The organism is Brachyspira pilosicoli P43/6/78, from assembly GCF_000325665.1.
Lineage (GTDB): Bacteria > Spirochaetota > Brachyspiria > Brachyspirales > Brachyspiraceae > Brachyspira > Brachyspira pilosicoli.
This window is the reverse complement of record NC_019908.1, coordinates 1903558-1930115: the sequence shown is the minus strand read 5'-3', so window position 1 is coordinate 1930115 and position 26558 is coordinate 1903558. Positions and strand designations below refer to the sequence as shown.

27 protein-coding genes are annotated in these 26558 nt (G+C 27.3%); 11 read left to right on the top strand and 16 right to left on the bottom strand.

Annotated elements, in window-relative coordinates; genetic code table 11:
- The first annotated feature begins 130 nt into the window (after positions 1 to 130).
- From BPP43_RS08650 to BPP43_RS12345, 5 genes are read left to right on the top strand one after another with little or no spacing between them, the layout of a single operon-like run.
- Positions 131 to 1435, top strand: coding sequence for a CHAT domain-containing protein (locus BPP43_RS08650; RefSeq protein WP_015274728.1), 1305 nt, complete (start codon positions 131 to 133; stop codon positions 1433 to 1435).
- A complete protein-coding gene (locus tag BPP43_RS08645; RefSeq protein WP_014934108.1) occupies positions 1428 to 2471 on the top strand; it encodes an N-acetylmuramoyl-L-alanine amidase in 1044 nt (347 codons plus the stop codon). Before BPP43_RS08650 ends, BPP43_RS08645 begins: the two co-directional genes overlap by 8 nt.
- Positions 2472 to 2475: 4 nt before the next feature.
- The gene (locus tag BPP43_RS08640) at positions 2476 to 3150 is read left to right on the top strand and encodes an SAM-dependent methyltransferase (RefSeq protein WP_013244116.1); all 675 of its coding nucleotides are present in this window, start codon (positions 2476 to 2478) and stop codon (positions 3148 to 3150) included.
- Between the two features lie 59 nt (positions 3151 to 3209).
- The gene (locus tag BPP43_RS12350; RefSeq protein WP_252832304.1) at positions 3210 to 3884 is read left to right on the top strand and encodes an HD-GYP domain-containing protein; all 675 of its coding nucleotides are present in this window, start codon (positions 3210 to 3212) and stop codon (positions 3882 to 3884) included.
- Between the two features lie 10 nt (positions 3885 to 3894).
- Positions 3895 to 4350, top strand: coding sequence for an HD-GYP domain-containing protein (locus BPP43_RS12345; RefSeq protein ID WP_232471247.1), 456 nt, complete (start codon positions 3895 to 3897; stop codon positions 4348 to 4350).
- A 497-nt stretch (positions 4351 to 4847) separates the two neighbouring features.
- Here the strand turns inward: BPP43_RS12345 and BPP43_RS08630 are convergent, their stop codons facing one another.
- The 8 genes from BPP43_RS08630 to BPP43_RS08595 form a co-directional block, all read right to left on the bottom strand.
- Positions 4848 to 6794 carry an ankyrin repeat domain-containing protein gene (locus BPP43_RS08630; RefSeq protein ID WP_015274727.1) on the bottom strand — a complete coding sequence of 649 codons (1947 nt, stop codon included), beginning with the start codon at positions 6792 to 6794 and terminating at the stop codon, positions 4848 to 4850.
- 85 nt (positions 6795 to 6879) lie between these two features.
- Positions 6880 to 7092, bottom strand: a complete 213-nt coding sequence (locus BPP43_RS08625) for a hypothetical protein (protein ID WP_013244119.1) — start codon at positions 7090 to 7092, stop codon at positions 6880 to 6882.
- Positions 7093 to 7134: 42 nt separating this feature from the next.
- Positions 7135 to 7425 (bottom strand): hypothetical protein, encoded by a 291-nt coding sequence (locus tag BPP43_RS08620; RefSeq protein WP_014934112.1) that lies wholly within the window; start codon positions 7423 to 7425, stop codon positions 7135 to 7137.
- 19 nt (positions 7426 to 7444) lie between these two features.
- On the bottom strand, positions 7445 to 7624 hold the full coding sequence (locus BPP43_RS08615; protein ID WP_013244121.1) for a hypothetical protein: 180 nt from the start codon (positions 7622 to 7624) through the stop codon (positions 7445 to 7447).
- A 169-nt stretch (positions 7625 to 7793) separates the two neighbouring features.
- A complete protein-coding gene (locus BPP43_RS08610; protein WP_014936915.1) occupies positions 7794 to 8648 on the bottom strand; it encodes a DMT family transporter in 855 nt (284 codons plus the stop codon).
- A 303-nt stretch (positions 8649 to 8951) separates the two neighbouring features.
- Positions 8952 to 10112, bottom strand: a complete 1161-nt coding sequence (locus tag BPP43_RS08605; RefSeq protein WP_015274726.1) for a tetratricopeptide repeat protein — start codon at positions 10110 to 10112, stop codon at positions 8952 to 8954.
- Positions 10113 to 10125: 13 nt separating this feature from the next.
- Positions 10126 to 10827 carry a phosphatase PAP2 family protein gene (locus BPP43_RS08600; RefSeq protein WP_013244124.1) on the bottom strand — a complete coding sequence of 234 codons (702 nt, stop codon included), beginning with the start codon at positions 10825 to 10827 and terminating at the stop codon, positions 10126 to 10128.
- A gap of 13 nt (positions 10828 to 10840) precedes the next feature.
- Positions 10841 to 11488: a redox-sensing transcriptional repressor Rex gene (locus BPP43_RS08595; RefSeq protein WP_013244125.1), complete on the bottom strand. Its 648-nt coding sequence runs from the start codon at positions 11486 to 11488 to the stop codon at positions 10841 to 10843.
- 287 nt (positions 11489 to 11775) lie between these two features.
- Here BPP43_RS08595 and BPP43_RS08590 point away from each other — a divergent pair, with 287 nt between their 5' ends.
- The gene (locus BPP43_RS08590; protein ID WP_041752884.1) at positions 11776 to 12507 is read left to right on the top strand and encodes an SIR2 family NAD-dependent protein deacylase; all 732 of its coding nucleotides are present in this window, start codon (positions 11776 to 11778) and stop codon (positions 12505 to 12507) included.
- A gap of 221 nt (positions 12508 to 12728) precedes the next feature.
- On the opposite strand, the gene BPP43_RS08585 is transcribed toward BPP43_RS08590, so the two are convergent.
- Positions 12729 to 13619 carry a cysteine hydrolase family protein gene (locus BPP43_RS08585; protein WP_015274725.1) on the bottom strand — a complete coding sequence of 297 codons (891 nt, stop codon included), beginning with the start codon at positions 13617 to 13619 and terminating at the stop codon, positions 12729 to 12731.
- A 457-nt stretch (positions 13620 to 14076) separates the two neighbouring features.
- On the opposite strand from BPP43_RS08585, the gene BPP43_RS08580 reads away from it, so the two are divergent.
- Positions 14077 to 15237 (top strand): peptidase M30, encoded by a 1161-nt coding sequence (locus BPP43_RS08580; RefSeq protein ID WP_041752831.1) that lies wholly within the window; start codon positions 14077 to 14079, stop codon positions 15235 to 15237.
- 380 nt (positions 15238 to 15617) lie between these two features.
- On the opposite strand, the gene BPP43_RS08575 is transcribed toward BPP43_RS08580, so the two are convergent.
- A complete protein-coding gene (locus tag BPP43_RS08575; RefSeq protein ID WP_015274723.1) occupies positions 15618 to 17288 on the bottom strand; it encodes an SWIM zinc finger family protein in 1671 nt (556 codons plus the stop codon).
- A gap of 190 nt (positions 17289 to 17478) precedes the next feature.
- Between BPP43_RS08575 and BPP43_RS08570 the strand changes: the two genes are divergently transcribed.
- Together BPP43_RS08570 and ruvX are read left to right on the top strand one after the other, a co-directional pair.
- Positions 17479 to 18711 carry a peptidase U32 family protein gene (locus BPP43_RS08570; protein WP_015274722.1) on the top strand — a complete coding sequence of 411 codons (1233 nt, stop codon included), beginning with the start codon at positions 17479 to 17481 and terminating at the stop codon, positions 18709 to 18711.
- A gap of 35 nt (positions 18712 to 18746) precedes the next feature.
- Positions 18747 to 19157 (top strand): Holliday junction resolvase RuvX, encoded by a 411-nt coding sequence (ruvX, locus tag BPP43_RS08565; protein WP_015274721.1) that lies wholly within the window; start codon positions 18747 to 18749, stop codon positions 19155 to 19157.
- A gap of 43 nt (positions 19158 to 19200) precedes the next feature.
- On the opposite strand, the gene ruvC is transcribed toward ruvX, so the two are convergent.
- The 3 genes from ruvC to BPP43_RS08550 all read right to left on the bottom strand — a co-directional run bounded on the left by ruvC (position 19201) and on the right by BPP43_RS08550 (position 22419).
- Positions 19201 to 19674, bottom strand: a complete 474-nt coding sequence (gene ruvC, locus BPP43_RS08560; RefSeq protein ID WP_015274720.1) for a crossover junction endodeoxyribonuclease RuvC — start codon at positions 19672 to 19674, stop codon at positions 19201 to 19203.
- Between the two features lie 9 nt (positions 19675 to 19683).
- Positions 19684 to 20430 (bottom strand): YebC/PmpR family DNA-binding transcriptional regulator, encoded by a 747-nt coding sequence (locus tag BPP43_RS08555; protein WP_013244133.1) that lies wholly within the window; start codon positions 20428 to 20430, stop codon positions 19684 to 19686.
- A 1152-nt stretch (positions 20431 to 21582) separates the two neighbouring features.
- On the bottom strand, positions 21583 to 22419 hold the full coding sequence (locus tag BPP43_RS08550; protein WP_015274718.1) for a flagellin N-terminal helical domain-containing protein: 837 nt from the start codon (positions 22417 to 22419) through the stop codon (positions 21583 to 21585).
- 375 nt (positions 22420 to 22794) lie between these two features.
- On the opposite strand from BPP43_RS08550, the gene purM reads away from it, so the two are divergent.
- Together purM and purN are read left to right on the top strand one after the other, a co-directional pair.
- Positions 22795 to 23805 carry a phosphoribosylformylglycinamidine cyclo-ligase gene (purM, locus tag BPP43_RS08545; protein WP_013244136.1) on the top strand — a complete coding sequence of 337 codons (1011 nt, stop codon included), beginning with the start codon at positions 22795 to 22797 and terminating at the stop codon, positions 23803 to 23805.
- Positions 23793 to 24371 (top strand): phosphoribosylglycinamide formyltransferase, encoded by a 579-nt coding sequence (gene purN / locus BPP43_RS08540; RefSeq protein WP_014934126.1) that lies wholly within the window; start codon positions 23793 to 23795, stop codon positions 24369 to 24371. Before purM ends, purN begins: the two co-directional genes overlap by 13 nt.
- Before the next feature lie 188 nt (positions 24372 to 24559).
- Here the strand turns inward: purN and BPP43_RS08535 are convergent, their stop codons facing one another.
- The 3 genes from BPP43_RS08535 to BPP43_RS08525 all read right to left on the bottom strand — a co-directional run bounded on the left by BPP43_RS08535 (position 24560) and on the right by BPP43_RS08525 (position 26262).
- Positions 24560 to 25558, bottom strand: coding sequence for an Ldh family oxidoreductase (locus BPP43_RS08535; protein ID WP_015274717.1), 999 nt, complete (start codon positions 25556 to 25558; stop codon positions 24560 to 24562).
- Positions 25559 to 25627: 69 nt separating this feature from the next.
- A complete protein-coding gene (locus tag BPP43_RS08530) occupies positions 25628 to 25867 on the bottom strand; it encodes a hypothetical protein (RefSeq protein ID WP_013244139.1) in 240 nt (79 codons plus the stop codon).
- Positions 25868 to 25902: 35 nt separating this feature from the next.
- Positions 25903 to 26262, bottom strand: coding sequence for a hypothetical protein (locus BPP43_RS08525; RefSeq protein ID WP_015274716.1), 360 nt, complete (start codon positions 26260 to 26262; stop codon positions 25903 to 25905).
- Positions 26263 to 26558 lie beyond the last annotated feature (296 nt).

Sequence of the window (26558 nt, the reverse complement as noted above, 5' to 3'; positions counted from 1 at the left end):
ATATAATACAAATACTTGATAGGAATTAATATTAAATAATAACTTTTTATTATTGCACTCTGAATTAAAAAATTATTTAGAGTTTTTATATTAAGAATCCTTAAAAACAATAATTTATGTAAAAAACTTTATGAGTAATTATATTATAACGCAAAATAAAAACTTTTTTGACTCTTCAAATTTTGAATGCATCAAAATAAAAAAAACTCAATTTAAAAAAATAAACAAGAAAGAAAAAATAAATATCTTTTTATACGACAATGAAAAAAATAAATTATACGGCACATATGAAATAGATTTAAATACTAAAACTGAAGAAGATAGTTTTTTATATTTAAACATAACAGACACTTATAAAAAAAGAAGAGGAATATATTACAATCTCAAAGAAAAATATAATGACTTTTCAATTTATAATATAGATGAAAATATTTTTTCAAAGTTAAAAGAGAGATTAGTTTTATTAAATGAAAATATCTCTCAAACATTTTTAAGCTGCTCTATAGAAAAGCATAAAGAAAAACATAATAAAAAAGAATATATATTTCATTATAAAGCAATAGAAACTTATCCGTCATTATATATTGCAGAATATAAAAAGCCTTTTGATTTTGATGCATACAACAGCATATATAAAGAATATTTAAGATTATTAAAAAAAGCAAATAGCGAAAATGATAATATAAGCAAGTATTTAGAAATTGGAAATTATTTAATGAATATGCTCATACCAGAAAAGGATTTTAGAGAACATTTATTTGAAGGATTTAGAATAGTTTATTTAAATCTTGATGAAACAACTTCTTCAATACCTTGGGATATATTATCATACAATAATAAATTCTTATCCGAAAAAATAATATTTTCTTATATTAGTGCTGTTAATGTGATGCATAAAAAAATTACAAATAGTAGAAAAATAGCTGTAGTATCAATACCATATGATGATATAAATGATGAAAAAGAAATTGATTTATTAAAAAAATTATCTGCTAATAACAATTTAAATATTGATGTGTATAAAAAAGAACATAATTATTTTGAGTTTGTAAAAGTTTTAGAAAATTATGATATAGTGCATATTATTACGCATGGTCATTCGAATGGTTTATCTTTAAGTAAAGATTATATATTGAATAATATTTCTGCATTAGAGAATCCGCCTAAATTGATTTTTATTAATGCATGCAATATGAATGACAGCAATATAGTAAAATCATTTTTATCATGCGGTGTAAACACTGTAGTTTCTGGAATTGGAAGTTTATCCGATAATATATATAATGATTTTGTTATGAGTTTTTATTCAAATTTACTTCATAAGCATTCTAGAATAAATACGGCTCAGGCATTTCATTTTGCACATATAGAGATAAAAGACAATTATAATGGTTTTATGCGTTATAGATTTAATGGAGTAGCTTGTTATGTTTAAAAATATTTTTATGTTGCTGATTGTAAGTATAGTTATTTCTTGCTCAAACAACACAGAAGAAATTACTGCCCCTGCCATAAACAAAAGAAAAAAAGCCCCTAGAATATCAACACTTTATAAATCTGGTTCATACAATTTAAGAATTAATTATATAATACTTCACTACACAGCATTAGATGATGATATGTCTCTAAAAGTATTAACAGACCCTGGTGTATCTTCGCATTATTTAATAACAACAAGAGCTAATGAACCTATATATAAACTTGTAGATGACACAAACAGAGCTTGGCATGCTGGAATTACAATGTACCAAAATAGATACAGCATTAATGATAGTTCTGTTGGAATAGAAATTGTAAATTTGGGATATATACAAAAAGTAACAAACACCCCGCAGCAGCTTGCAAGAATGAATAAAAGACAGCTTGAAAATTTATACTTTACTCCATATGATGAATATTTAGAGTATGATGAATCACAAATAGAGAAAGTAGCATATCTTCTTAGAGAGCTTGTAGATAAATATGGAGTGAGACCTTATAATATATTAGGGCATTCAGATATAGCACCATACAGAAAAAAAGACCCAGGACCAAAATTCCCTTGGAAAAGATTATACGATGAATATGATTTGGGTATATGGTATGATGAAGAAGATTATAGTAACTTTATGATGAGTAATGATTATAGAAGAGCTACTGTAATGGATATAAAAAATGAGTTTATAAAATATGGATATACAAGTATGCCTACTAATAATGTGTGGGATTATGAATCAAGAAAAGTGCTATATGCTTTTCAATGCAGGTTTAGAACTAATGATATAGACGGCAACATAGACAAAGAAACATACAGTATAGCAAGAGCTTTGAACCTAAAAGTTAAAAAACTTAATGAAGCTTATGAACGCTCTAAAGCTAATAACTTCCTTACAAATACATTCTTTACAAATATATTTATAAGCAATAATATAGTAAATAATAATTGGGATTATATGCATACTAATAAAAATATTATAATGAGGAGAAAATAATTTGATGCCTGTAGTTTATATAGCTTCGAGAGATATTGGTAATTACAAAGATAACACAGAGAGGCTTAAAGAAATATTAACTGAAAGCGACATTATATTGGTTGAAAGTTTTAGAGAGGCTACTACGCTTTTTAAAAATCTTAACCTTAATATAGATAAATCAAAATTAATAGAGTTTAGCGAGCATACAAAAAAAGGTAAAGACATTGATGATATAATGATAAAAATATTAAATTGTAAGACTGTCTCTCTCATCAGTGATTGCGGAACACCGGCTTTGGAAGACCCAGGAAGAGAGCTTCTTGAATATTGTTATTCTTATAATATAAAAGTAAAACCCATACCCGGTGTAAGCAGTGTTACAGCGGCTATTATGTGTTTACCTTTTAATTTTAGAGAGTTTTATTATGCCGGTCTTTTGCCTAGAGATGACAGAGAAAGAGAGAGAAAGCTGATAGAATTAAAAAAATTAAATGTTCCTGTTATAGTTTTGGATACTCCTTATAGGCTTTCAAAAGTGCTTAATGCTGTTAAAAAAATATATTCAAAAAACAAAATAGTTGCTTTATGTATGGATTTAACTCTGCCTACAGAAGATATTATAATAGATGAAATTGGAGTTCTTTGTTCTAAATATGCTGAAAACAAAAAAAGAGAGTTTGTATTAGTAATAAAATAATATAATTGCATTAAACAATATTTAATTCCGAAAAATATATATAAAAAAACGGAGAGAATATGTTTACTATACCAACAATAGAGCTTAAAGAAGGAATGAAAATAGCTTCTAATGTATATGACAGCGATGATAATATTATAATAGATATGGGTTCTATTGTAACAAAAAGTACCATAGAATTATTAAAAAGAAAATATATTACTACAGTATCTGTTGTTGAATTAATAGACAATAAATATCAAAATAATTTTGATAACAGCATAAAAAATCAATTAAATAAAAAAGTGATAATAGAAGAAGACGGCAAAGAGATACTAAAAATTGACAGCCAAAAAGCTTTGGACGTAAATAATACAACAATGGAAAAAACTAAAAATGCTTACAACATAGCAAAAAATAATGGTACTGTTGATTTTATAGAATTAAAAAAAGATGTTGATATTATGCTTAATTCTATATTAGAAAATAGAGAAGCTCATTCTTATTTAGCTATATTAAAAAGAAAAGATGAATCTATATATAAACATGCAGTGGACGTTGCTGCATTATCTGCCATTACTGCAATAGAAATGAATTTAACAAAGGCTGATATATCTAATATTATGCTTGGTGCTTTGCTTCATGATATAGGAAAAGTATTAGTTCAAGAATATTTATTAAACAAAAAAAATTTAACTGCAGATGAAATTAATATATTAAAAAGAACATACAACGCACGGATACAAACTTGCTAAGAGAGATAATTTGGAAGACAATATTGCAGATATAATATTAGAACATCATGAGAAATATGACGGAAGCGGTTATCCTTTTGGTAAGGGAAACAGAGATATAGGGCTTTACAGTAAAGTGGTTTCTATAGCAAATAAGTTTAATAATCTCATTGTTAATGGAAATGACGGTTTAATTTGCTCTGCAGATAAGGCAATGAAAATTATTATATCGCTTTCAAAAAAAGACTTTGATATGGATATAGTAAAACATTTTCAAAAGGCTATAGGTTTTTATCCGAATAATACAAAAGTAAAATTATCTAACGGACAAACTGCTAGAGTAATACAGCAAAACACCAATTTACCTTTAAGACCAATACTTTCTATTGAAAAAAATGAAGACGGAAGCGATGCTAATTATCTTGAGGTTTTAGACCTTTCAAAATCGAATAATTTGTTTATAAGAGAAGTGATGCATTATATGTAAGCAGAGTGTATACATCTTCAAATAAAATTTATTGTATTTGATAAGAATAAAGTACTTGCCGTTTTGATGGTTAAAAAAATTTAATAAAATAAATATTTATTTTGTTTTTATTTTAATTATTTGTGGGGACTAGCCCCCACACCCCCACTTCTTTTATTGCCATAAAGAAGCAAAAAGGCTGCATTTTTTAGCTTGAAATGTTGGTATTACAATATAGTTTATACATATTCCAAATATACAAAGTTAAAACACTTGCACTTTCGCGAAGCGTGCCCGAAGGGCGAAAACTCTGCGACCGAAGGAAGTACCTTTAGGTGCGTAAGGCGGGAAAAAGTTGAATAAAAAAACTTATACAAACAGTAAATTAAAACAAGATAAATATTTATTAATTTAGTTTTTAAATAAATCTAATAAAATTTATATAAAAAATACAATAAAAAAAGAGGCTTAAAAATTATTTTTAAACCTCTTTATTTTTTTATTCAATAATTATTATTTTACCACCACTTTTTAGATAAATCTCTTTTCTTGTTATATTCTGGAAGTACAATACTTGGCTTAACATTTTCTGTATTATTTTGATTATTATAATTTACAGTACCGCCTAAATATTCAACTATAGTATAATAAGAATTATTAGCAGCTATATCTGAAGCAGTAAAATTATCATCATTTACTATAGTTTTATCAGCATTAAACTCTTCAACCAATAATACAACAGCTTCCATATTACCATAATTAGCAGCATAGTGTAATGGAGTATATCCTAAAGAATCTTTTTTGTTAATATCTATTTGTCCGTTAGTGATTATAGATGATAATATATCATTATCGCTTACAACGATGGCATAATAAATAGGAGCAATTCCTTCATTGTTTTCTACACTTGCCAAAGAAGAATCAGCCTCAAGTAAAACATTAACAGTATTAACATCGCCATACATAGCAGCATAATGTAAAACAGTATTTCCGTCAGAGTTTGCAAGTTTTGTATCTGCACCGTTTGCAAGAAGAAGTGAGATAGTATCTGTTTGATTTTTTATAGAAGCCCAATGTAATGGAGTATCTTTCATGCTGTCTGCTTCATTTATTAAAGTGTTATCTTTATTTAGAAGAATATTAATAACTTCATTGTTTCCATTTGCAGAAGCTATATGTATAGTAGTAGCACCATCTATATCATCTTTTGCTCTTATATCACTTCCTGCCTCTATTAAAGCATTAACTATATCAGCATTTCCAGTATATGAAGCAACAAGTAAAGGAGTAGCTCCTCCCAAATACCAATCATCAACACTTGCCTCATAAGGAAGTTTAATTTCTGTATCTATATCTTTGTAGCTAAGCAAAACATTAACTACATCTAAATTATTATTTAATACAGCTCTATGTAATGGTGAATAACCTTCTTCATCTACGAAATTAGGATTAACATTTTCTTTTAATAAAGCATTAACAGCTATAATATCATTATTTTTTACAGCGATTAAAAGCTCTAATTGTTTAGGGTCTAAATCTACTACAGTGGGATCAACTATGCTTCCATTTTGAGTAGTATCTAATTCATTATTTAATTCATCTTCTGCAATAGTTTCAGAAGTTTCAGTATTTTCAGTAGTTTCTTCTGTTTCTGTAGTTTCTTCTTCTACAACTTCTTCAGTATCTTCTCTTCCTATTTTTCCGCCAGATAAATAAGTTTTTATAGTTTCATCTTTAGCATAATTAACAGGAATGTTGCCGTCTTTTGTAAGGCTATTTTTATCTGCACCATTATCTACTAAAGCCTCAACTGTTTGAAGTGAAGCAAAAGCAGCAGCATAATGTAAAGCAGTCCAATTATCTATATCCTTAGCTTCTATATCAGCACCATTCTCTATAAGAAGTGAAACTGTATCAGCTCTGTCTTTCATAGAAGCCCAATGTAATGGAGTATTTCCTCTATTGTCTACATCATTTATATTTGAAGCATCTACATCTAATAAAATATTAATAACATCATTCTTTCCGTTTGCCGCAGCTAAATGTATAGCCATACAGCCATCAACATCATCTTTAGCCTTAACATCTACGCCTTTCTCTATTAACGCATTTACAATATCAGTATATCCTAAATATGAAGCTAATATTAAAGGTGTAGCTCCTCCTAAATACCAACCGTCTATTGAAACTTCTATTCCCAATTTTGAATTAACATCAATATTCTCATTCTTTAAAAGTTCCATCACAGTGTTTAAATCATTATTAACAATAGCTCTGTGCAAAGATGTGTATCCTTCCATATCAGAAGCATTAATGTTAATGTCTGGAGAACTGCTTAGTATTGTAGAAACATTTTGATAATCTTTTCTGTTTACAGCATCAAATAAACTTTGCTCAGCTTCTGTTAAAGCAAACAACGAAAAATTAAAAACCAATAATACTAATAAATATTTAATATACTTCACCTTTATACTCCGAGAAAATATTATTATATAAGTATATTAAATAATTTATAAATAGCAAGCATAAAATATTCCTCAAATATATTAATTATAGCTTATGCCAAATCTTTTTCAAAAATGCCACACCTATAACAGCAACTATACCTAAAACAATAAGCTCAAATACACCCTCTACTATATCATCTAAATTATCTAATAAATAATAATTTAAATATCCTGGGTTTCCTCTAAAAAGAAAAACCATTCCTACAATTATAAATATAAAAAATATTGATACTAAAGATATTATTAAATATTTCATAAATATTACTCCTTTTTTAATTAACTTTAAATTAATGCTTATTTAATTATCTTTGTTGCTCTTTATATCATAAACCCTAGAGCTATCTCTTTTTACTATATCAGTTCTGTTATTATCCTCTTCTTCTCTATGATAAGAAAATCTCTTAGAACTGTTAGAACTGTTTGAATCTTCTCTCAAAATTTTTTTAATAAAATACATAGCAACTAGTATCATAGCTATAATACCAAGTACCTGAGCAACATCTTCAAATAAAAACTCAAATGTATCTTCTATTAAATCAAAGCCATAAAGAAAATTACATGATATTATAAATATTATTATTTTTTTCATTGTAACTCCAAATACCAAATCAATTAGACTTTCTTAAATACTTCCTTACAAAATAAAATATAACGGCTATTATCACTATTACACCAATCACCTTAGCCAAATCATCAAATATAAAATCAAAAGTATCTTCTATTAAATCAAAACCATAAGCCTTTAATCCAACAACTAAACTCATAGCCAAAATTATTAAACTTCTCATAAATAATCTCCTTTTTTTATGTATTTAAGGAATTATTTAACCTTATATTATAATTATAGTATATTTTAATTGTTTTGTAAAGAAGTATAAATTAATTTTACAAAAAATATTGTATTGTAAATATAATGTAAACTATACTACGCTACATTTTATACAAATTTTGAAAGCTTTACTTAAACTTTAACTTGTAAAAATACACAATTAAAGCAGCAGAAATAGTTAAAAGCATTCCTATAATAGAATAAAAGTCTATTAACTCATTAAAAAATAAAACGCTTATCAAATAAGAAAATATAAGACCAGTATAATTGAATATGCTTACAGTAGAAACAGGAGCTTCTTTATAAGAGACTGTTAAAAAGAATTGACCAAAGCCTGCAAATACGCCTATTAGAATAAGCATTAAAAACTCATACAAATTAGGCATTACAAAAGTTTTAGCAAATATTAAAGAAAGAACAGATGATATAAAAGAGAAATAAAGTATTATAATAGAGTTTCTTTCTTTGCCTTTAAGATAACCTATCATAGTGTAAGCTAATCCTGCAAACATTGCTCCGGATAATGCCACTAAAGAAGGAAATATATTAGAATTAAAAGAAGGCTTAATAACAAACATTGCCCCAATTATAGCTATTATTAATGCGAGCCATTGAACTTTAAAAATCTTTTCTTTTATTATGAGAAATGCAAAAAATGTTGCCCAAAAAGGAGAGGTATTTTGAAGTATAGAAGCATCTGCTAAAATCATATTATTAAAAGCGTAGAATGATGCGACCACCCCTAAAAAACCAAATAAAGACCTTAATATTAAAGGTATAATACTTTCTTTGTTTGGCAAAAAACTTTCTTTATTTTTTAATAACACAATTATACTGATTATCATTATTATTAAATTGCGTGAGAAAACCTGCTGCATTACAGGAATGCTTTTACCAGAAATTTTTACACTCATCTGCATCAAGCTAAAAGATAAAGCAGAAAGTATCATTAAAAATATTGCTAATTTAGTTTTGTTTTTCATAAATCCCCATTTATTATCAATTAAAAATTTTTAGTTTATAAAAAATCTATTTTTTTTATTATTTGCAGTGCTTTGCCCCCTGCGAAGCGTGCCCGTAAGGTAGCACCCCAATTCTTTTACCGACGCTCTGCGTGCCTGCGGCAAGGTACCTTTCGGTATTGGTATAAAAGAACCTTATATCCTTCGGATACGCTTCGCGAAGAACTGCATTTATTAAGTCAAAATATAATATCGTATTAAGTTTTATATGTATTCATAACATATTAGGTTAAAAAACTTGCATTTTTCGCAAAGCGTATAAAATTATTTCATTCTATTCTCTATAGACTTTATTTTTGTTTGGGTTCTATTCTTTTTAGCCGTGTATTTATCATAAAGTGAAGCATTAGGTTTCTCATTGTTTATAATATACAAATGATAATTTATTGCCTCCATTAGCTTATTATAATAAAGATAGGCATTCTCATAGTCCCCAATAGATTCATAAAGTTTAGCAAGCTCCTCTATTGCCTCATCATCATTATTGTCTATACTAATTATTTTATTAAGATACTCTATTATTTTATTTGCATTCTTATTAAAGTCTCTGTTTAATATACCTAAAACCTCTTTTATTAAACTAGTGTTATTATCACTCAAAATAATTGCATTCTCATAATATTTCAAAGCATTATCATAATCATTTTTTAGCAAATAAGCCTTAGCTAATTTCTCATTATATAAATAAGAATTAGGTTTTAGTTTTATAGCCTCCTCATAATTTAAAATACTCTTTTCTATATCATCATATATAACATTTACTTTATAATCATTATAATATTTTATTCCAAGAACATAAAAATAATAATGATTCTTTTTATCAATTGTTTTTAATATATCAGAAATAAAATCATTTGCATTCCCATTATTAACAAATAAATATTCCAAATAATCCATATTGAAATAAATATTATCCTTGTGAAAACTATAAAACAAATTATAAATATTATCATTAGACATAATATCAGAATAATATCCAATAAGAGAAATATATTCATCTTCTTTTATATAATTATCTCTAGAAATATTTACATTATTCATTTTATAAAAATCATCTAAAACTTTATTGACAGCATTAAACATATTAGTTTCTCTAAAATAATATTCATTCTCATACCATCTGTTAGAATTATTATAAATAATGTAATTAAGTAAAAAACCATCTCCAAAAGTTTTTATATTATACAAAATAGAAATGTCAGAATTATTTTTTGCACTCAATTCTTTTATCTTTGATTTAATTTGATTGTAATTATTATTTTCTTTTGTTTCTATAATTTTAAAATGAGAATAAAGAAAAATATTTTTAGTAAGCAAATCATAAATAGCCCTATGCATATAATCGCTATTATTTTGAAATACCATTACAGAGTTTTGTGCGAATGTTATAGTAGTTATTAACAGGAATATAAAAAATATTTTCATGCATTACATTATATCAAAGATGACCAATCATAGGAAGACCTGTTATATAATAAAAAAGCAAATTAGTACATGCCCCTATAATAGTGCCTGATATTATTCCAGATATAACATCAAAAGGATAATGAAGTCCAACATAAACTCTGCTGAATGCTATTAAAAAAGCAATGCTATAAAATAATAAAACAGAATATAAACTATAGCTTCCCATAGAAAAAGATATTGCAAAAGCTACCATAGTGTGTCCAGATGGAAAAGAATGCTTATCTGGAGGATACATTATAGGTATTTTGCCATGCTTTTTATATGGACGAATACGGCTGAAAAAATTCTTGGTGTATAAAAAAACAAATATACATATAATAGCTGCTGTTAATGCACGAGAAAAATATACTAAAGCATAATCTATTCTAAACATATAAAATATAAGATAAATACCAGCCCACACATAACCATCACCAAGCCTGCTCATAAACTTCATAAAACTTTTAAAATAGCCTTTTCTATTATCTTTAAAAATCTTTAAAAATAATTTGTCATCTATTTTGGATAATAGTTTTATTAATGGAAGACTGTTGATATATGCTATTCTTTTTTTCTTTCTTCTACGCTTTAATATTTTTTTTAATTTTTTTCTTTTAAGCCTTTTTCTATGCAACTCTACATCATTTTTTTTTATATCTTCGTCTTGATTATTTATATTATTTTGCTGTTCCATAATCTAAAAAAGCTTATTTTTTCTCTTTAGATTTCTTTGAAGAAGGCAATTTAACATCATTGATAAAATAGAACAATGACTCTATTTCATCAGCTATATTAACATCATTAATAATACAATCTGGTCTTTCTAATAATTTTATAGGTGCAAAGTTTAATACACCCTTAATACCAGCATTACATATCACATCAAACATTCTTTGTGCTTCCAAATCTGGAACTGTTAATATTGCTATCTCTATTTTGTTGTTAATAATAAAATCTTTTAACTCATCTATAGGAAGTATTGGTGTAGGAGCATTTCTATCTATTTTGTCAGGGTTATGGTCGAAGGCTGCTATTATCTTTATAGCCTCATTTTCAAAGCCTCTGTAATTAACCAAAGCTTTACCTATTTTTCCGTAACCTATTAATATTATATTATGTGATATTTGTTTTCCTAATATATTATCTATTTGGTCTAATAAATCATCTATATTATAGCCGCCTTTCTTGTTGCCGGATATATTAAATAATGAAAAATCTTTTCTTACCTGGACAGAGGTTATTCCTATTGCATCACCTAAGTTATTGGAATATGCTTTGATAAAACCAAAACTCTTCATTCTTCTTAATGCATTTTTATATTTTAATAGTCGCATTATCTGTGTTCTGCTAATCATTTTAAATACCTCTACAGTCTTTTTTATTACATATACTCATTATATTATATCATAAAAATATTACTGTCAATGATTTATGATTATTTATGTGATTGTTTAATAATACAATAATATCATTTTTATATATTTTATTTTGGTATAATATATTATTATATGTATCTTTAAGTATATAAAATATAAACAAAAAGTAAAATATAAACACACATTTTTTTTATTTTTTATTAAATATTGGAATTTATTCAAAAATTATTGTGGAAATAATATCTTTTTATTATATAATAATAAGTATGATAGATTATAAAGAGATAGCAGACAAAATAAAAGCATCAAAATATGCCGTAGCATTCACTGGTGCTGGCATAAGTGTAGAAAGCGGAGTGCCTCCTTTTAGGGGAGAAAATGGGCTTTGGGAAAAACATGGAAGCCAATTTGCTGAAATTTCATACTTCACAAGACACCCTAAAGAATCTTGGCATTCATTAAAAAAGGTATTCTACGAACCTATAGACAACGTTAAGCCTAATAAAGCTCATTTAGTATTAGCAGAATTAGAAAAAAAAGGCATAATGCGTTCTGTAATCACTCAAAATATAGATAATCTTCATCAAGAAGCAGGAAGCAAAATTGTATATGAACTTCATGGTACTGCACAATATGCTGTATGTATGAAATGTCATAATAAATATAAAATAGATAAAAAAATATTATCAATGGACCCTCCTACTTGCGAAAATTGTAATTCCATATTAAAGCCGAATTTTGTATTTTTTGGAGAGGCTTTACCAACTTATGATTTTCAAAGCTCTGTAGAAGACGCTCAAAAATGTGATTTATTTATCATAATAGGCACAGGCGGCGAGGTTATGCCTGCAGCTCAGATTCCTCATATAGCAAAGAGAGCCGGTGCAACAATAATGGAGATTAACCCAGAGCCTTCTAATTTTACAAACTCAATAGTTGATATTTATATAAAAGAGAAAGCAGGCGTTGCATTCACAGAAATAGAGAAATATTTATAATTTTTTATTTTAGTATTGTAAATTATAATACATTAAATAATATTCTTAGAGTATAAAACTTTTACATTTGCACTTTTTGGTTCTTTTGACGAAGTCCGCACCGCGACTGAAAGGAGTCCTTCAGGGCAGACTGAAGTGAGTACCTGCGACCGTAGGAAGTACCTTTAGGTATAGGTGCGAGCGGCGGGAAAAGAACAACAAAAAAATTAATAAACTAATAATTATATCTCTATCAAGTTTATGCCGTATTTCTTCGACAACTCTTTATATTTCAAATTGCATTTTATTTCATCGCCTATAGAACTGCAGCAATTCATCATCACATAAAGCTTGCTTCTAACACTGCTGTCATACTCTTCGCATAATTGCTTAACAGTTTCATAAACACAATAATCTTTTGCCTCTCCGCATATATATATTTTATCATAATCTTTCATTGTATAAATCCAAGTATGAGAGTTATTAGAAGTATACTTACTTACAACTTCTTGTTTTATAGCTCCGTACATTTCGCTAAACTTATCTGTGCCTTTAACTATTCTATTAACTGTAGTATTTTTTGCTCTCTCATAAAAAAGCAGCATATTAGATAATTGTTTTTCTATAAGCCAGCCGTCTGTAGCATATATACAATGATAAGGCCAAACAATTAGGTTTTGACTGCCTTGTGATTTTAAAGTTCTTACATAATCAATTTGAATATCTTCAAAGACAGGTATTACTTCTTTATTTTCTATTTTTTCTATTGTAATTTCTGTAAAAGGCTTAACATCATTACCTTCTTTATCTTTCCATAAACAAGGGTGAAATATAGCATCATATCTATGAGTATCTATTGTAGTGTATATCGCTGAAATTGAGTTTATATTCTCAAAAATAAATTTAGTTATTCTTGAAATATCTTGTTTAGCACCGCGTACAGGCAATGCACCTTTTTCTGTATCTATAAAATCTCTCTGAGCATCAACTATAAGCATTGCATAATTATTTTCTGATTTTTTATTATCGCTGCTTTTAGCAAACTCTTCTGCCAATTTATATATATCGCTTTGTTTGATTGGGTTTTCTTCTTTAGCTATATAATCTTCATTAACTATTTGTTTATATTCCATAAATAAATCCCCTTATAAGATTTATATAAATCATAATATAATAATAATTTTTGTAAAGCATTTTTGTTTTATAATTGTCATCTAAGTTTTTATTTTATTCAACTTTTTCCCGCCGCTACACGGTGTGGACTTCGTCAAAGTTGCAAAAAGTGCAAGTTAAGAAAGTAATACTAATTGTATTTTAGATACTAAATATTAAATCAAAAACAATAGAAATATTTATAAATATCATTTTGAAAGAAATCCATTTTATATGCTTTGATAAAAACATTATTTGCCGAGAATTTATATTGAAAATATATATTTAAAATATTACGATGCAAAATTGAAGTAAAAATGCAGTCCTTTTGCTTCTTTGGGCCACCACCGAGTAGGTGCCTATTCGGCAAAAGAAGTAGGGGTTCGGGGACTAGTCCCCGAAAATACTAAAAAATATAAAAATAATTGAGGTGCTATTATGATGAAAAAAATCTTTGTATTAATCTTAATATCATTAAACACATTAATACTAAATGCAAACATCAATAGCATATTAAATCAAAATAAAACCTACGAAATATATAAAGCTGATTATAAAGAAAAAACATTTAATGCTGTAAGATATATTAATAACAATTATTCAAAAGATAAAATAAAAGCAAAAAATATATACTCAACTTCAAGTATAGATGTGTATTTAGAAAATGGACTAACAGTAGATGAAAAAATATTAAAAGAAATATTATCTCAAACAATGAAAGCATATGAATTAGAAAAATATTTATACGGAAATATAAAAACGAAATTAATACTTCTTATAATGGATATAAACGGCGGACACACAGGAGCTAAACCATATATGCAAGGCTACTCCATATTTGAAGGTAATTATAATGAAATAGAAAACGAAAACAAAAATATAATATTTTTAGATTATATAAACGGCTGGGATAATGTTGATTCTGTATTAAACACAATAATTCATGAACTTCAGCATATAATTCATTACAGCAATTTGAGAGAAAGCAAAAAAACAGATTTTGATGTGTGGGTGGACGAAGCATTATCCGAAGCAGCAGTAATAGCATACAGAGGATATTTACCAGAAAATCGTCTTCAATACTATAACAGTGATTCTATGTATCTTATAACCAAAGGAGATTATTTTGTTAATTGGTCTAGCGGATACACTGTGCATAAATATGCAACTGTTTCACTTTTTATGTATTGGCTAGCTATACATTCAAAAAACGGCTTTGAAATATATAAAGACATAGCAAACGCACCAGAAGAATATAAACACACTTACAAAGCAATTCTATATGCTGCAAATAAAAACATAAAGCAGTTTAAAGATTGGAGCGAACTATATGCTACTTGGCTTGAAGCTAATTATAAAAATGAAACAAGCGGTTTATATGGATATAAAGGAATAATAAACACAAAACCAAAAGTGATAACAGCATCTGCCAACTTCCCAATGTCTCCGGGAGCTGCAATATATGTACAGGGAGATTTTTTCTCTGATGACAAACTTCTTAGATATGTTGAGCTTGGCAACAATGTTTATGTGGTTTATAATCCAGATGTTAATGCTAAAGGCAAAGACAGATATTTGATACTAAACTCATATTATTGAGATATACTTAGGTAATTATATTTTATTACACAATTTTCTGTTTTATTTAAGTTTTTTATTTGTGGGGACTAGCCCCCTGTGAAGCGTGCCCTTAGGGTACACACCCCCACTTCTTTTGCCGATTAGGCACCTACTCGGTGGTGACCCAAAGAGCAAAAGGACTGCATTTTTAATCAAAATAAATAATTTATAATATATTTAATAAATATTCTATTAATATAAAACTTTAGTATTTGCGTTTTTCGCGAAGCGTACCCGTAGGGTAAAAACTTTTTGACGAAGTTCGCACCGCGAGAGCGACAAAAAAGTTGATAATATATTTATTAATAAAGATAAAAATCAACAAAATATATTCGTTTTCAATATATACTAAAAGCGTTTTAAAAATATATATTTATAACTGCATTAATATTTATTATACTAATTGGCTTTATTGCAAAATTACTCTTTTTAAGAACTATAAATTTATCTTTGTCAATCTTTGAGTTCTTATAATTTTTTATAAACTTTATTCCATGCTTGTTTATATTATTATATTTTATACTAAGCGTTAGAGTTTCTTTTTTGCTGTTTAATATATCAAAATAAAATATCTGATTAATCTTATCAAATCTTATATTTTCAATTCTTTCAAACTCTGTGATAATTATTTTATAATTTTCTTTTTTAAAAAAATAACCATAATCAAAACTAATATTTTTTATTTTCTCATAGCTTTCAAAAAAAATATCTTCTAAATCTTTTTTTATAGAATCAATAAACTTAAAATTAACACGTTCTTTTAATTGAAAATTAGTACTTTTATTTAATGAGATTTTATTGTCATTATTGGTTCTAAAATTTTCAATACTGCTTTTATTTTTTGATAAATCTTCTATTGATAAATTATTAATATTCTTTTTTGTGTAATTTAATTTTATATTGTCATAAATACTAAAATTATTATTGCTTTCATAAAAAGTAGGCATTATATTTGATATAGAATATATTTCTTTATTATTCAAATTATAAACATAAGAAGTAGAACCCATATATCCGCTTGAAAAAACAAATGGATAAGCACCTATTCCAATAAACTCAGAATATCTATTTTCTACATATTTGCTTTTTTTCTCTCCTATTAGTTTATTTAATGTTTCATTATCTGAAGCCTCTATATATCTTATTAAATTATAAATTTTGGCAATCGTATTAAACATCAATAATTTATTAAAATAAGCTTTTTTATTAATCATAGCATCAATTCCATTAGCAACACTTCTAAAAAGTTTTGAAAGTGATGGTATATCTTTTATTAATAATTGTGTAGCAATATATTCTGCCTTATCAAAATCATTTTCATTGCAGGAGTATATTCCCTTTTTAAAAATATCTTCTACAAACATTTTTGAAAATGAAATTAAATTATAATCTATTTGTTTATATTCTTCTTTTATATCTTCAAGATTATTATAAAACTCTTTGTATTTTAATATGGCTGCTATTTTATGATAGCATAAATTATTATCCTTACAGATAGAGCAGATTGATTTTTCTATACGGCTGTTTTTTTCAAAATAAATTACAGCTTCTTTTAATTTTATTTCTAATATTTTATCTTCTTTTATATTTATTTCTGGAGTATTTTTAAAAATATCCAATGCATATTCAAAGTTTTTTTTGCTTGAGATTTTTTTTAATTCATCTACTGAAATATTTATTATGTAGTCAAAATTATTTTTATTAAAAGACTCTTCTTCTTTAGAATTATAATCTATTTTAGAGAGATAATCTTTTATATATAGAATTGATATTATTACATGCTTACAAATAGTTTTTGATGGGCAGGAACATACTGAGTTTTTTATTTCATCATTTTTAAATATTACTTCTACATCTTCAAAAGAGACTTTTATATTATCATCATCAAATTTTATATTTATAATATCTTTAATCTTTTCAAAATCTTTTAAAGCTCTGTTGTATATGCCTTTATTTGTAAGGGATATAAGAAAGTCTTCTTTGCAATATCTTTCTAATTCTTTTAATTTTTGAAACAACTCATCATTCATATTGGTTCTATAATATAATAAAATAAAAAACTGTAAAGCGAAGTTATTGAAATATTTAACTTATTAAAATATACTGATGTTTAACTTTTTTACTTAAATAACATTATAACATAAAAAATTATTGACTTTATAAAAATTTAAAATAACAAAACAATTAAAAGAACATAACAATAAATGGAGATAAATAAAAATGGAATTACTAGCACCAGCAGGCAATAAAGAAAAATTGGAAGTAGCATATCATTATGGAGCAGATGCAGCTTATATAGGAGGTGCTTTATTTAATTTAAGACATCAAAGCAAAAACACAACCATAGAAGAACTTGCTCAATGTTCAGATATTGCTAAAAGCCTAAACAAAAAAATATACCTTACATTAAATGCTTTCCTACATGAATATGATAAAAATAATTTAAAAGATTATTTAAAAGAAATATCAAGTTTAAATATAGATGCTTTTATAGTTTCTGACTTAGGAGTGTTGGCAGCAGTTAAAGAAGTTATGCCAGATGCCACTATTCACATAAGCACACAAGCATCAGTTACAAATAGTTATTCTTGCAAAATATATGAAAGCCTTGGAGCAAGCAGAATAATATTAGCAAGAGAGTTATCACTTGATGAGATAAAAGAAATTAGAGATAATACTGATTTGGAATTAGAGAGTTTTGTGCATGGGGCAGTATGTATGTCTTATTCTGGAAGATGCTTACTTTCAAACTTTTTAAATAACAGAGATGCAAACGGCGGAGAATGCTCACAAGTTTGCAGATGGAATTTTAAAACATACATAGAAGAGAAAACAAGACCAGGCGAGTTTATGGAGATAGAAGAGGGTGATGACCATTCTACAATATTGAGCAGCAGAGATTTACAAATGGCAGAATATTTGCATTTACTTCAGAAGGCTGGAATTGATTCTATAAAAATTGAAGGCAGAATGAAGAGTGTTTATTATGTTGCTAATACTGTGAGAGTTTATAGAGTATTACTAGATTTACTTGAAAAAATCGGCTATGAATCCTACGATGAAGCTATAAAAAAAGAGCCTATTGCAAGTTATTTAAAAGAGTTAGACACAATAAGCAGAAGAGAAAGCGATACAGGTTTTTATTTTGGGCGTGATAACATAAAGCCAACATTAAAAGGATATCTAAAAGGCAGAAGGCTTATGGGTATGATTGCAGATGACAGCGAAGAATATGCAAAAATAACTGTTTATAACACAATTAAAAATGGAGATGAATTAATTTATATAGGCAAAGATTTTTTAAAGCATAATGATAATAGATTTAAACTATTTATAAAAACAGAAGAAAATGAATTTATAGAAGTTGATAATATTAGAAACGTAGATAATGCTTATATAAAATCAAGTGTTCATAATTTCAAGAAATACGACATTATCACTATAGAAGAATAATATAGGAATAAGAGAATAGAAAAAATAAATATATGATGATATTAGCTGTAGATTTCGGACGCAAAAAAACAGGAACCGCTTTTATGGATATGAACATAAAGATTCCTTTTCCATGCAAACTAATAGAAGAAAGCAATGCAAGAAAAGTAAAACGTGCTTTGATGGACATAATAGAAGAGAAAAAAATTGATACTGTTGTTTTTGGACTTCCTTTATCTGATGAAGGAAAAGAAAGCGAGTGGTGTGCCGAAATAAGAAGATTTTCTGAGTTTCTTTTAAAAAGCGTAAAAGTAAATATTGTTTTTGTAGATGAATATGGCACTTCAAAAGAGGCCGATTTTATTTTGAGAGGAAAAAAGAAAAGTGTTAAAAAAAAGGCTAATGATTTGATTGCTGCCGTTTTAATATTAGAAAACTATTTAAATATTTTAAATAAAAATAATTAATATAAATTAAAAATAAACAAAAAACTTTACAAAGTTAAAAAAATTATTTCAAAATTCTGTTTCTTGAAGCATGTGCCAAAGCAATAGCTACAGCATCAGCAGTGTCATCTTGCTTAATATTCGAGCCTGTAAAAAGATTAACCATTTTTATAACAGCATCTTTATTAGCGTTTCCATTTCCTGTTATTTGTGATTTTATTTCTCTTGGCTTATATTCTCTAAACTCTATATTATTTAAAGTAAGTGCTAATATTATAACACCTCTTGCCTCAGCAACTTTTATTGCAGTTTTAGTATTCTTTGAAAAGAAAAGCTCTTCTATTGAAGCATTGTCTGGTTTGTATTGTTTAATAAGTGAATCTAATTGAGTATATATAAATGAAAGTCTTTGATTATATTTTTCGTTTGAAAAGGTTTCGATAAGCCCAGAATTTACTATTTTGTACTCCGAGTTTTTAGACTCTACAAAAGCATAACCGCATCTAGCAAATCCCGGGTCTATACCTAAAGTTATCATTAAATAATATTATTCTTCTTCTATTAAGTTATCTGTAATCTCTAAATTAGTAGCTACAGCAGAAACATCATCATGATCTTCAAAAAGAGAAATTATTTTCATAACTTTTTTAGCATCATTTTCAGCTATAGTCATAGTATTATCAGCAATACGTACTATTTCAGCACTTTCAGGCTCAATATTTTTAGCTTTTAAAGCATCAACTATAGAAGATAAAGCTTCCATAGGTCCAGTGATAGTAAATACTTCTTCATCTTGTTCAATATCTTCAGCACCAGCATCTAAAACTATATCCATTAAGCTCTCTTCAGTATTACCAGCAGCAGGAATGATAACAACAGCTTTTTTCTTAAATTGCCAAGAAACAGCACCGTTTTCTGCTAAGTTTCCGCCGTTTTTGCTGAATATTGATCTTATCTCAGCAGCAGTTCTGTTTTTATTATCTGTAGCAACATCTACTATGATTGCAACGCCGCCTGGAGCATAACCCTCATAAGACATTTCTTCTATATTAGCACCTTCACCAGCACCAGCACCTCTTTTAATGGCTCTGTCTATATTATCATTAGGCATGTTAGTACCTTTAGCTTTAACTATAACCATTCTTAATCTTGCATTTTGGTCTGGGTCTGGGCTACCACCTTCTTTTACTGCGATTGTAATTTCTTTTGCTATTTTTGACCAAATCTTACCTTTTTTTGAATCATTTGCGGCTTTTTTATGTTTAATACTAGCCCACTTGGAGTGTCCTGACATATTACACCTCTGTTTTATTAGATTTTTTATTTATAGATTTTATTTAAAATATTACTTGCCTAGATTATATAACAAAAACTAACTATTGTCAAATTTTATTTATTTATTTTAAAAACAAATTAAGGCATTATAATAGGAATTACAATACACTAAAAATTTATTATTATTTATTTTTTGTATAATTTACTAAAGTACCAGGATAAAAACCACCTGAACCATCTGTATATGTAAATTTAAAATTAAACTTACAATTATTTTCATCTGTAAAGTCAAGTGTCATCTCTAATATAGCTTGTTGATCTTTATAAGTGGTTTTAAACCAATAAGCTTGATAAGATGTTTCTGTATTTTTTAATATTTTACTAGCAGGTATACTAAAAACTACTCCGGAATTATTATGCTCTATAGAACCATCTTCTTTAATTGTTAAAGTATAACTTTTAGTATCATTACATTTCCAAGTACCAACATATTTATTATCTATACCTGTTGTTTTTTGTTCTTTTTTGAGAGTTCCATTTATAGGAATATCTTTACTAGAAAAATAATTATATTGTACACCTTCAATACTAGCATTATTTTCATCATTAAAGGTAATAGTAGCATCTATTTTCTTTTTTGGCTCTTTATCATATAAAAACTTATATTGAGTATCAGATAATTTTTCACCGCTTTCTATTAAAATAGGTCCAGAACCAGAACTGCTTGATGCGCTATATATAAAGTATCCTTCTTCTCCTATTACATAAACTTTATATCCATCTTTCCAAGCACCTGCATATTTAGCTAATGGAGATTGTGTCTGACCGCCGTCGCCTGTATTACCTCCATCACCTGTGCTGCCTCCTGTATCACCTCCGTCTGATACATTACCGCTTTCTGAACTATTTGGATTATTGGGATTATTTTTGGCACAAGATAATATAAAAAAGAAAGATAAAATAATAATAACTATAATTTTTTATACATAAAAACCTCCTAATTTTATTATATAAAAAATATATTAGTATTATCATAAATAACCTTATATAATTATAGTCTAATAAATAGGGGTTAGTAAATCAAATTTTTATGCAATTTTTTTAAAAAAAAAGACCCATTAGTATAAAAATACCAATGAGCTTAAACTATATTTGTAATAAGACGACTAAATTATCCTATAATTCTCATTATAGACTGATTTTTCATATTAGCATTAGCTAACATAGCAGCACCAGTTTGTTGTAAGATTTGTTCACGAGTATAAGCAACCATAGCTTGAGCCATATCAGCGTCTCTTATAACACTTTCAGAAGCGATAGTGTTTTCAGTAGCTATCATTAAGCTTTTTACCATAGATTCCATTCTGTTTTGAACAGCACCTAATTCAGCTCTTTGAGCTACTACCATTTGAATACCTTCATCTATTCTTCCTAAAGCTTGGTTAGCAGTTTCAACAGAAGAAATAGAAATAGGAGTATCACCACCAACTTGTAAGTTAGCAGCAGTCATAGCACCGATATTTACAGATACTCTTTGATCCATATTAGCACCAATGTGGAAAGTCATAGGAGTTTGAGCATCAGCAGCAAAACGACCTGTTAACATGTTCATTTTGTTGAATTCAGCTTGAGAAGCGATTCTGTCAACTTCAGCTACTAATTGATTAACTTCTACTTGAATTAAAGCTCTGTCGCTATCAGAATATATACCGTTAGCAGACTGAATAGCTAATTCTCTCATTCTTTGCATAATGTTAGTAGTTTCATTTAAATAACCTTCAGTTGTTTGAATGAAAGATATACCGTTTTGAGCATTTCTAGTAGCTTGTTGTAAACCACGGTATTGAGAACGCATTTTTTCAGATACTGCTAATCCAGAAGCATCGTCTCCTGCAGTATTGATTCTCATACCACTTGAAAGTTGAGCAATTGTTTTTGTCATTTGATTGCCAGTTAAATTTAACTGCCTGTTTGCATTTAATGCAGAAACATTATTGTTGATAATCATTGTTACTACCCTCCATGAATAGTCATTAAAAAATTATAATTTCCGAATTTATTATGTTTTAATATATTATTTAGTCATCCCCTACAAAATAATAACATAATATATAAATATATTATAATATTTTTTAAAAAAAGTAAATACTAATTTTTTTAAAAAAAATACCGATAATGGTAATTCGATTTTTATTCAACGCTTATCTTCATTAATATATTTAAAAATAAATTAATATACAATAAAATAATACCTCATATAGTTCTTAATATATCATAAATTAATAATATTATAAACAAAATAAAAAATTATGCTTGTACTATAAAATATTTTTTGTTATACTAAAGAACATATTAACTCCTATTATAAAAAAGGAATAAATTTATGTCTGTTTCTTATGAAGAAAGCGGTGTAAGCAGAGAAGAAGGCTATAAAGCTGTATCTCTCATGAAAGAAGTAGTTGCAAAAACTATGAACAACAATGTATTAAATAACATTGGAAGTTTTGGGGCTATGTATGAACTTGGTAAATACTCTAACCCTGTTTTAGTATCTGGTACTGACGGAGTAGGTACTAAATTAGAAATTGCATTTTCAATGAAAAAATATGATACTGTTGGAATTGATGCGGTAGCTATGTGTGTTAATGACGTGCTTTGTCATGGGGCTAAGCCTATTTTCTTTTTGGATTATCTTGCTTGCGGAAAACTTAATAGTGAAACTGCTGCCCTTATAGTAAAAGGTATAGCTGATGGGTGCTATGATGCTGGTGCTGCTTTGATTGGGGGAGAAACTGCTGAGATGCCTGGTTTTTACAAAGAAGGCGATTATGATATTGCTGGTTTTTGTGTAGGCGTTGTTGAAAAAGATAAAATTATAGACGGAAGTAAGGTTAAAGAAGATGATGTTATAATAGGAATAGCTTCTTCTGGTTTTCATAGCAATGGTTTTTCTCTTATAAGAAAATTGGTAAGAGATTATAATGCTACATTTGAAGATAAAAAAATTGGTGAAGTACTTCTTACACCTACTAGAATATATGTTAAAACAATTCTTAAATTACTAGAAAAATACAATATTAAAGGTATGGCTCATATTACAGGAGGCGGATTAATAGAGAATGTTCCTAGAGCTTTCAAAAAAGATTATAAGGCTGTGATAAATAAAAATAGTTTTAATACGCCTGAAATATTTAAGTATATTCAATATCTTGGAAACATAAAAGAAGAAGAAATGTATAATACTTTTAATATGGGTATTGGTTTTGTAATTATTGTTGATAAAGATGAAAAAGATAATATTATAAATGAATTAAAAGAAATGAAAGAAACTGTTTATGAGATTGGACATATAGAAAAAAATAATGGAGAAAGCAGCGGAATATGTTTAATATAGCGGTATTAATTTCCGGAGGCGGAAGCAATTTAAAATCGTTAATAGACAATCAAAAAGAATATTACAAAATAAATGTAGTCATTGCTGATAGAGATTGCGGAGGGCTAAATATTGCTAGAGAAGCAAATATAGATGCTGTTTTAATAGACAGAAAAGAATATAGAGAAAAGTTATCAAAAAAAATTGATGAAGAGCTTAAAAAATATAATATTGATTTAATAGTTCTTGCTGGTTATTTATCTATAGTAGACAGTAATTTTATATCTAAATGGAAAAACAAAATAATAAATATTCACCCATCACTTTTGCCTAAATTTGGAGGTAAAGGAATGTATGGAATGAAGGTTCATGAAGCTGTTATAAAAAACAAAGAAAAAGAATCAGGCTGCACTGTGCATTATGTAACAGAGATGGTAGATGGAGGCGACATCATAATGCAAAACAAAGTAGATGTATTAGAAGATGATACTCCTGAAATACTTCAAAAAAGGGTATTGGTAGAAGAGCATAAAATACTACCAGCAACCGTTATAAAGCTAGCTTCTCAAAGCCATGCAAATAAATAAAAGAGTTAAAAATTTTTGGTATATATTGAAATAATAATTTTTTATTTAATTTTTTTGTTGTTCTTTTTCCCGCAGCAAAAAGAACCAAAAAGTGCCAATATTTTAGTTTTTATATTCTAAAAATACATATTAAATGTAAGATAACTATGATAAATTTCAATATACACTAAAAATTTTGTTATATTCAATCAATCTTCAAAAACATATTTATAAACTTTCTCAGATAAAGGTATGCCGTTTTTTAAATAATCTCTATAACAAGCTTCTTTTCTCTCACCCGGTATTGTTATAGGTTTATTTTCATCTAACGAAGGCTCTTTTCTTATATCATCTATAAATGATTGAACTGTATCCAAATAATATTCATTATAAACAAAAGGATCAACTACAAGCATAAATGTTGAAAGATTTCTTTTTTTATCCATATCTCCATACATCTTAACCAAATTATTACAATAAACATTACCAATTAAAAGACCAGTAAAAGCCTCTATCATGGTCATAATAACATAACCCTTAGCACCTCCAAAAGGAGTAACATATTTTATTTTTTTAGGGTCATCTGTAGAGTTTCCATTTTCATCAACACCCCAATTAATAGGCACTTTTTCGTTATTATCACGTGCAGTAAATATTCTACCTAAAGCAACCTCACTAGTAGCCATGTCTCCAAGCAAAAAGTCCTTTTTAGCAGGAAAGCCGTAACTTATAGGATTAGTGCCGAAAAAAGCTCTCTTGCCTCCATATGGTATAACTCCAGGGTCAGTATTTGCCATTATAAGAGATACCTTTTTTTTATCTATTGCCATTTTATTGTAGTACGACAATGCACCGCAATGACTGTTGTTCTCTATACCTATTACAGCTATTCCTTGTTTATCTGCAGTTTCTATTGCCCACTCTGTAGCTTTCTTCATGGCAATATGGCCAAAACCTCCATCTGCATCCATTAATGCAAATGAAAGCTTTTTTGCTTCTATATTAAAATTAGATTTTAAATTTATTCCTCCGGCTTTTATTCTCTTTATATAATGCTCAAGTCTCAAAGCTCCATGAGAATGAATACCCCTCACATCAGCATAACATAAAACATCAGCAACAATTTCAGCATCAGACTCACTAACATCTGCTAGTACTAACTTTTTTATTACAGCTTCTTTTAATTTTTCAAATCTAACATTTATCATAACTTTAATTCCTGAATAATTTTTTATACCAAGAATTAAAGTTTACATAATATTTTGTTAATGTCAATATCATCTCTTCTCACGAATCAAACTCTTAAACTTGTAAATAGCATAATTAAGCCCAAGCCTCAAATAATCATCTTCATCATATTTAGTTAAAACATATCTATCGCTTATTATCTGATACCATGCCTCAACTATTATCTTGCCCCAAAAATTAAAGGCGGTATACAAACTCAAAATACCATCTTCTAAATAACAAAAATCATTTGCCTTTATATCTCTATTATTAAAAGCATAAGTAACCAAATTATTAATTTCGGCTTGCTCTATAGAAGTTATTTTTATAAAGCTCGCCTCTCTAACAAAAAACTCTTTATCACCTGAGCAAACTCATTAATATCTTTTGTGCTCCATTTATCAAGTAAGCTTGTAGCTAATTCATCATTAATCCTCACATCAAGCCAAACAAATATATCATCATCTGTGTTATTGTTTTCTTTGGCCTTCACATAATCAAGATTCTCTCTAAAAGTTGGTCTGCTAATTGTTATAATGTCTTCATCATTAAACTTATCCCCCAAAGTAGAGCGGCTATATATTTTAATTGGTATAAGCTCATTATTATCAGACTCTTTATAAACAGTCTCTTCTACAATGTATCTATTAAAAAACTCTTTGCATTTAAAAGTATTTTTTTGCATTTAATATACTCCTTTTTTATAGTTGATATATTTGATTATAAAGATATAATTTAAATAGGTTTTTTATTATGAAAAAATTTTTATTAATACTTATATTTTATAGTATTACATTATACTCATATAATTTTTTATTCTTTCCGCTAAATAACTATTATACAAATAATTTTATTAATAATAATTTATATTTTAATAACTATTTTCAAAGCTGTTTTAAAAACATATATAAGGATTTATTTCTTTATCAAACCAACATTACATCAAGCATTTATTATAACTCTTCTATAATATCAAAAAAT

Bases quoted from the DNA above. Each gene is read 5' to 3' on its own strand.
- BPP43_RS08605 (WP_015274726.1), bottom strand. From the start codon at position 10,112: ATGAAAATATTTTTTATATTCCTGTTAATAACTACTATAACATTCGCA.
- BPP43_RS08585 (WP_015274725.1), bottom strand. From the start codon at position 13,619: ATGGAATATAAACAAATAGTTAATGAAGATTATATAGCTAAAGAAGAA.
- BPP43_RS08595 (WP_013244125.1), bottom strand. From the start codon at position 11,488: ATGATTAGCAGAACACAGATAATGCGACTATTAAAATATAAAAATGCA.
- purN (WP_014934126.1), top strand. From the start codon at position 23,793: ATGTTTAATATAGCGGTATTAATTTCCGGAGGCGGAAGCAATTTAAAA.
- BPP43_RS08620 (WP_014934112.1), bottom strand. From the start codon at position 7,425: ATGAAAAAAATAATAATATTTATAATATCATGTAATTTTCTTTATGGC.
- BPP43_RS08570 (WP_015274722.1), top strand. From the start codon at position 17,479: ATGGAATTACTAGCACCAGCAGGCAATAAAGAAAAATTGGAAGTAGCA.
- BPP43_RS08645 (WP_014934108.1), top strand. From the start codon at position 1,428: ATGTTTAAAAATATTTTTATGTTGCTGATTGTAAGTATAGTTATTTCT.
- BPP43_RS08650 (WP_015274728.1), top strand. From the start codon at position 131: ATGAGTAATTATATTATAACGCAAAATAAAAACTTTTTTGACTCTTCA.
- BPP43_RS08525 (WP_015274716.1), bottom strand. From the start codon at position 26,262: ATGCAAAAAAATACTTTTAAATGCAAAGAGTTTTTTAATAGATACATT.
- purM (WP_013244136.1), top strand. From the start codon at position 22,795: ATGTCTGTTTCTTATGAAGAAAGCGGTGTAAGCAGAGAAGAAGGCTAT.
- ruvC (WP_015274720.1), bottom strand. From the start codon at position 19,674: ATGATAACTTTAGGTATAGACCCGGGATTTGCTAGATGCGGTTATGCT.
- BPP43_RS08590 (WP_041752884.1), top strand. From the start codon at position 11,776: ATGATAGATTATAAAGAGATAGCAGACAAAATAAAAGCATCAAAATAT.
- BPP43_RS08580 (WP_041752831.1), top strand. From the start codon at position 14,077: ATGATGAAAAAAATCTTTGTATTAATCTTAATATCATTAAACACATTA.
- BPP43_RS08610 (WP_014936915.1), bottom strand. From the start codon at position 8,648: ATGAAAAACAAAACTAAATTAGCAATATTTTTAATGATACTTTCTGCT.
- BPP43_RS12350 (WP_252832304.1), top strand. From the start codon at position 3,210: ATGTTTACTATACCAACAATAGAGCTTAAAGAAGGAATGAAAATAGCT.
- BPP43_RS08640 (WP_013244116.1), top strand. From the start codon at position 2,476: ATGCCTGTAGTTTATATAGCTTCGAGAGATATTGGTAATTACAAAGAT.
- BPP43_RS08575 (WP_015274723.1), bottom strand. From the start codon at position 17,288: ATGAATGATGAGTTGTTTCAAAAATTAAAAGAATTAGAAAGATATTGC.
- BPP43_RS08615 (WP_013244121.1), bottom strand. From the start codon at position 7,624: ATGAGAAGTTTAATAATTTTGGCTATGAGTTTAGTTGTTGGATTAAAG.
- BPP43_RS08625 (WP_013244119.1), bottom strand. From the start codon at position 7,092: ATGAAATATTTAATAATATCTTTAGTATCAATATTTTTTATATTTATA.
- BPP43_RS08555 (WP_013244133.1), bottom strand. From the start codon at position 20,430: ATGTCAGGACACTCCAAGTGGGCTAGTATTAAACATAAAAAAGCCGCA.
- ruvX (WP_015274721.1), top strand. From the start codon at position 18,747: ATGATATTAGCTGTAGATTTCGGACGCAAAAAAACAGGAACCGCTTTT.
- BPP43_RS08600 (WP_013244124.1), bottom strand. From the start codon at position 10,827: ATGGAACAGCAAAATAATATAAATAATCAAGACGAAGATATAAAAAAA.
- BPP43_RS08535 (WP_015274717.1), bottom strand. From the start codon at position 25,558: ATGATAAATGTTAGATTTGAAAAATTAAAAGAAGCTGTAATAAAAAAG.
- BPP43_RS08550 (WP_015274718.1), bottom strand. From the start codon at position 22,419: ATGATTATCAACAATAATGTTTCTGCATTAAATGCAAACAGGCAGTTA.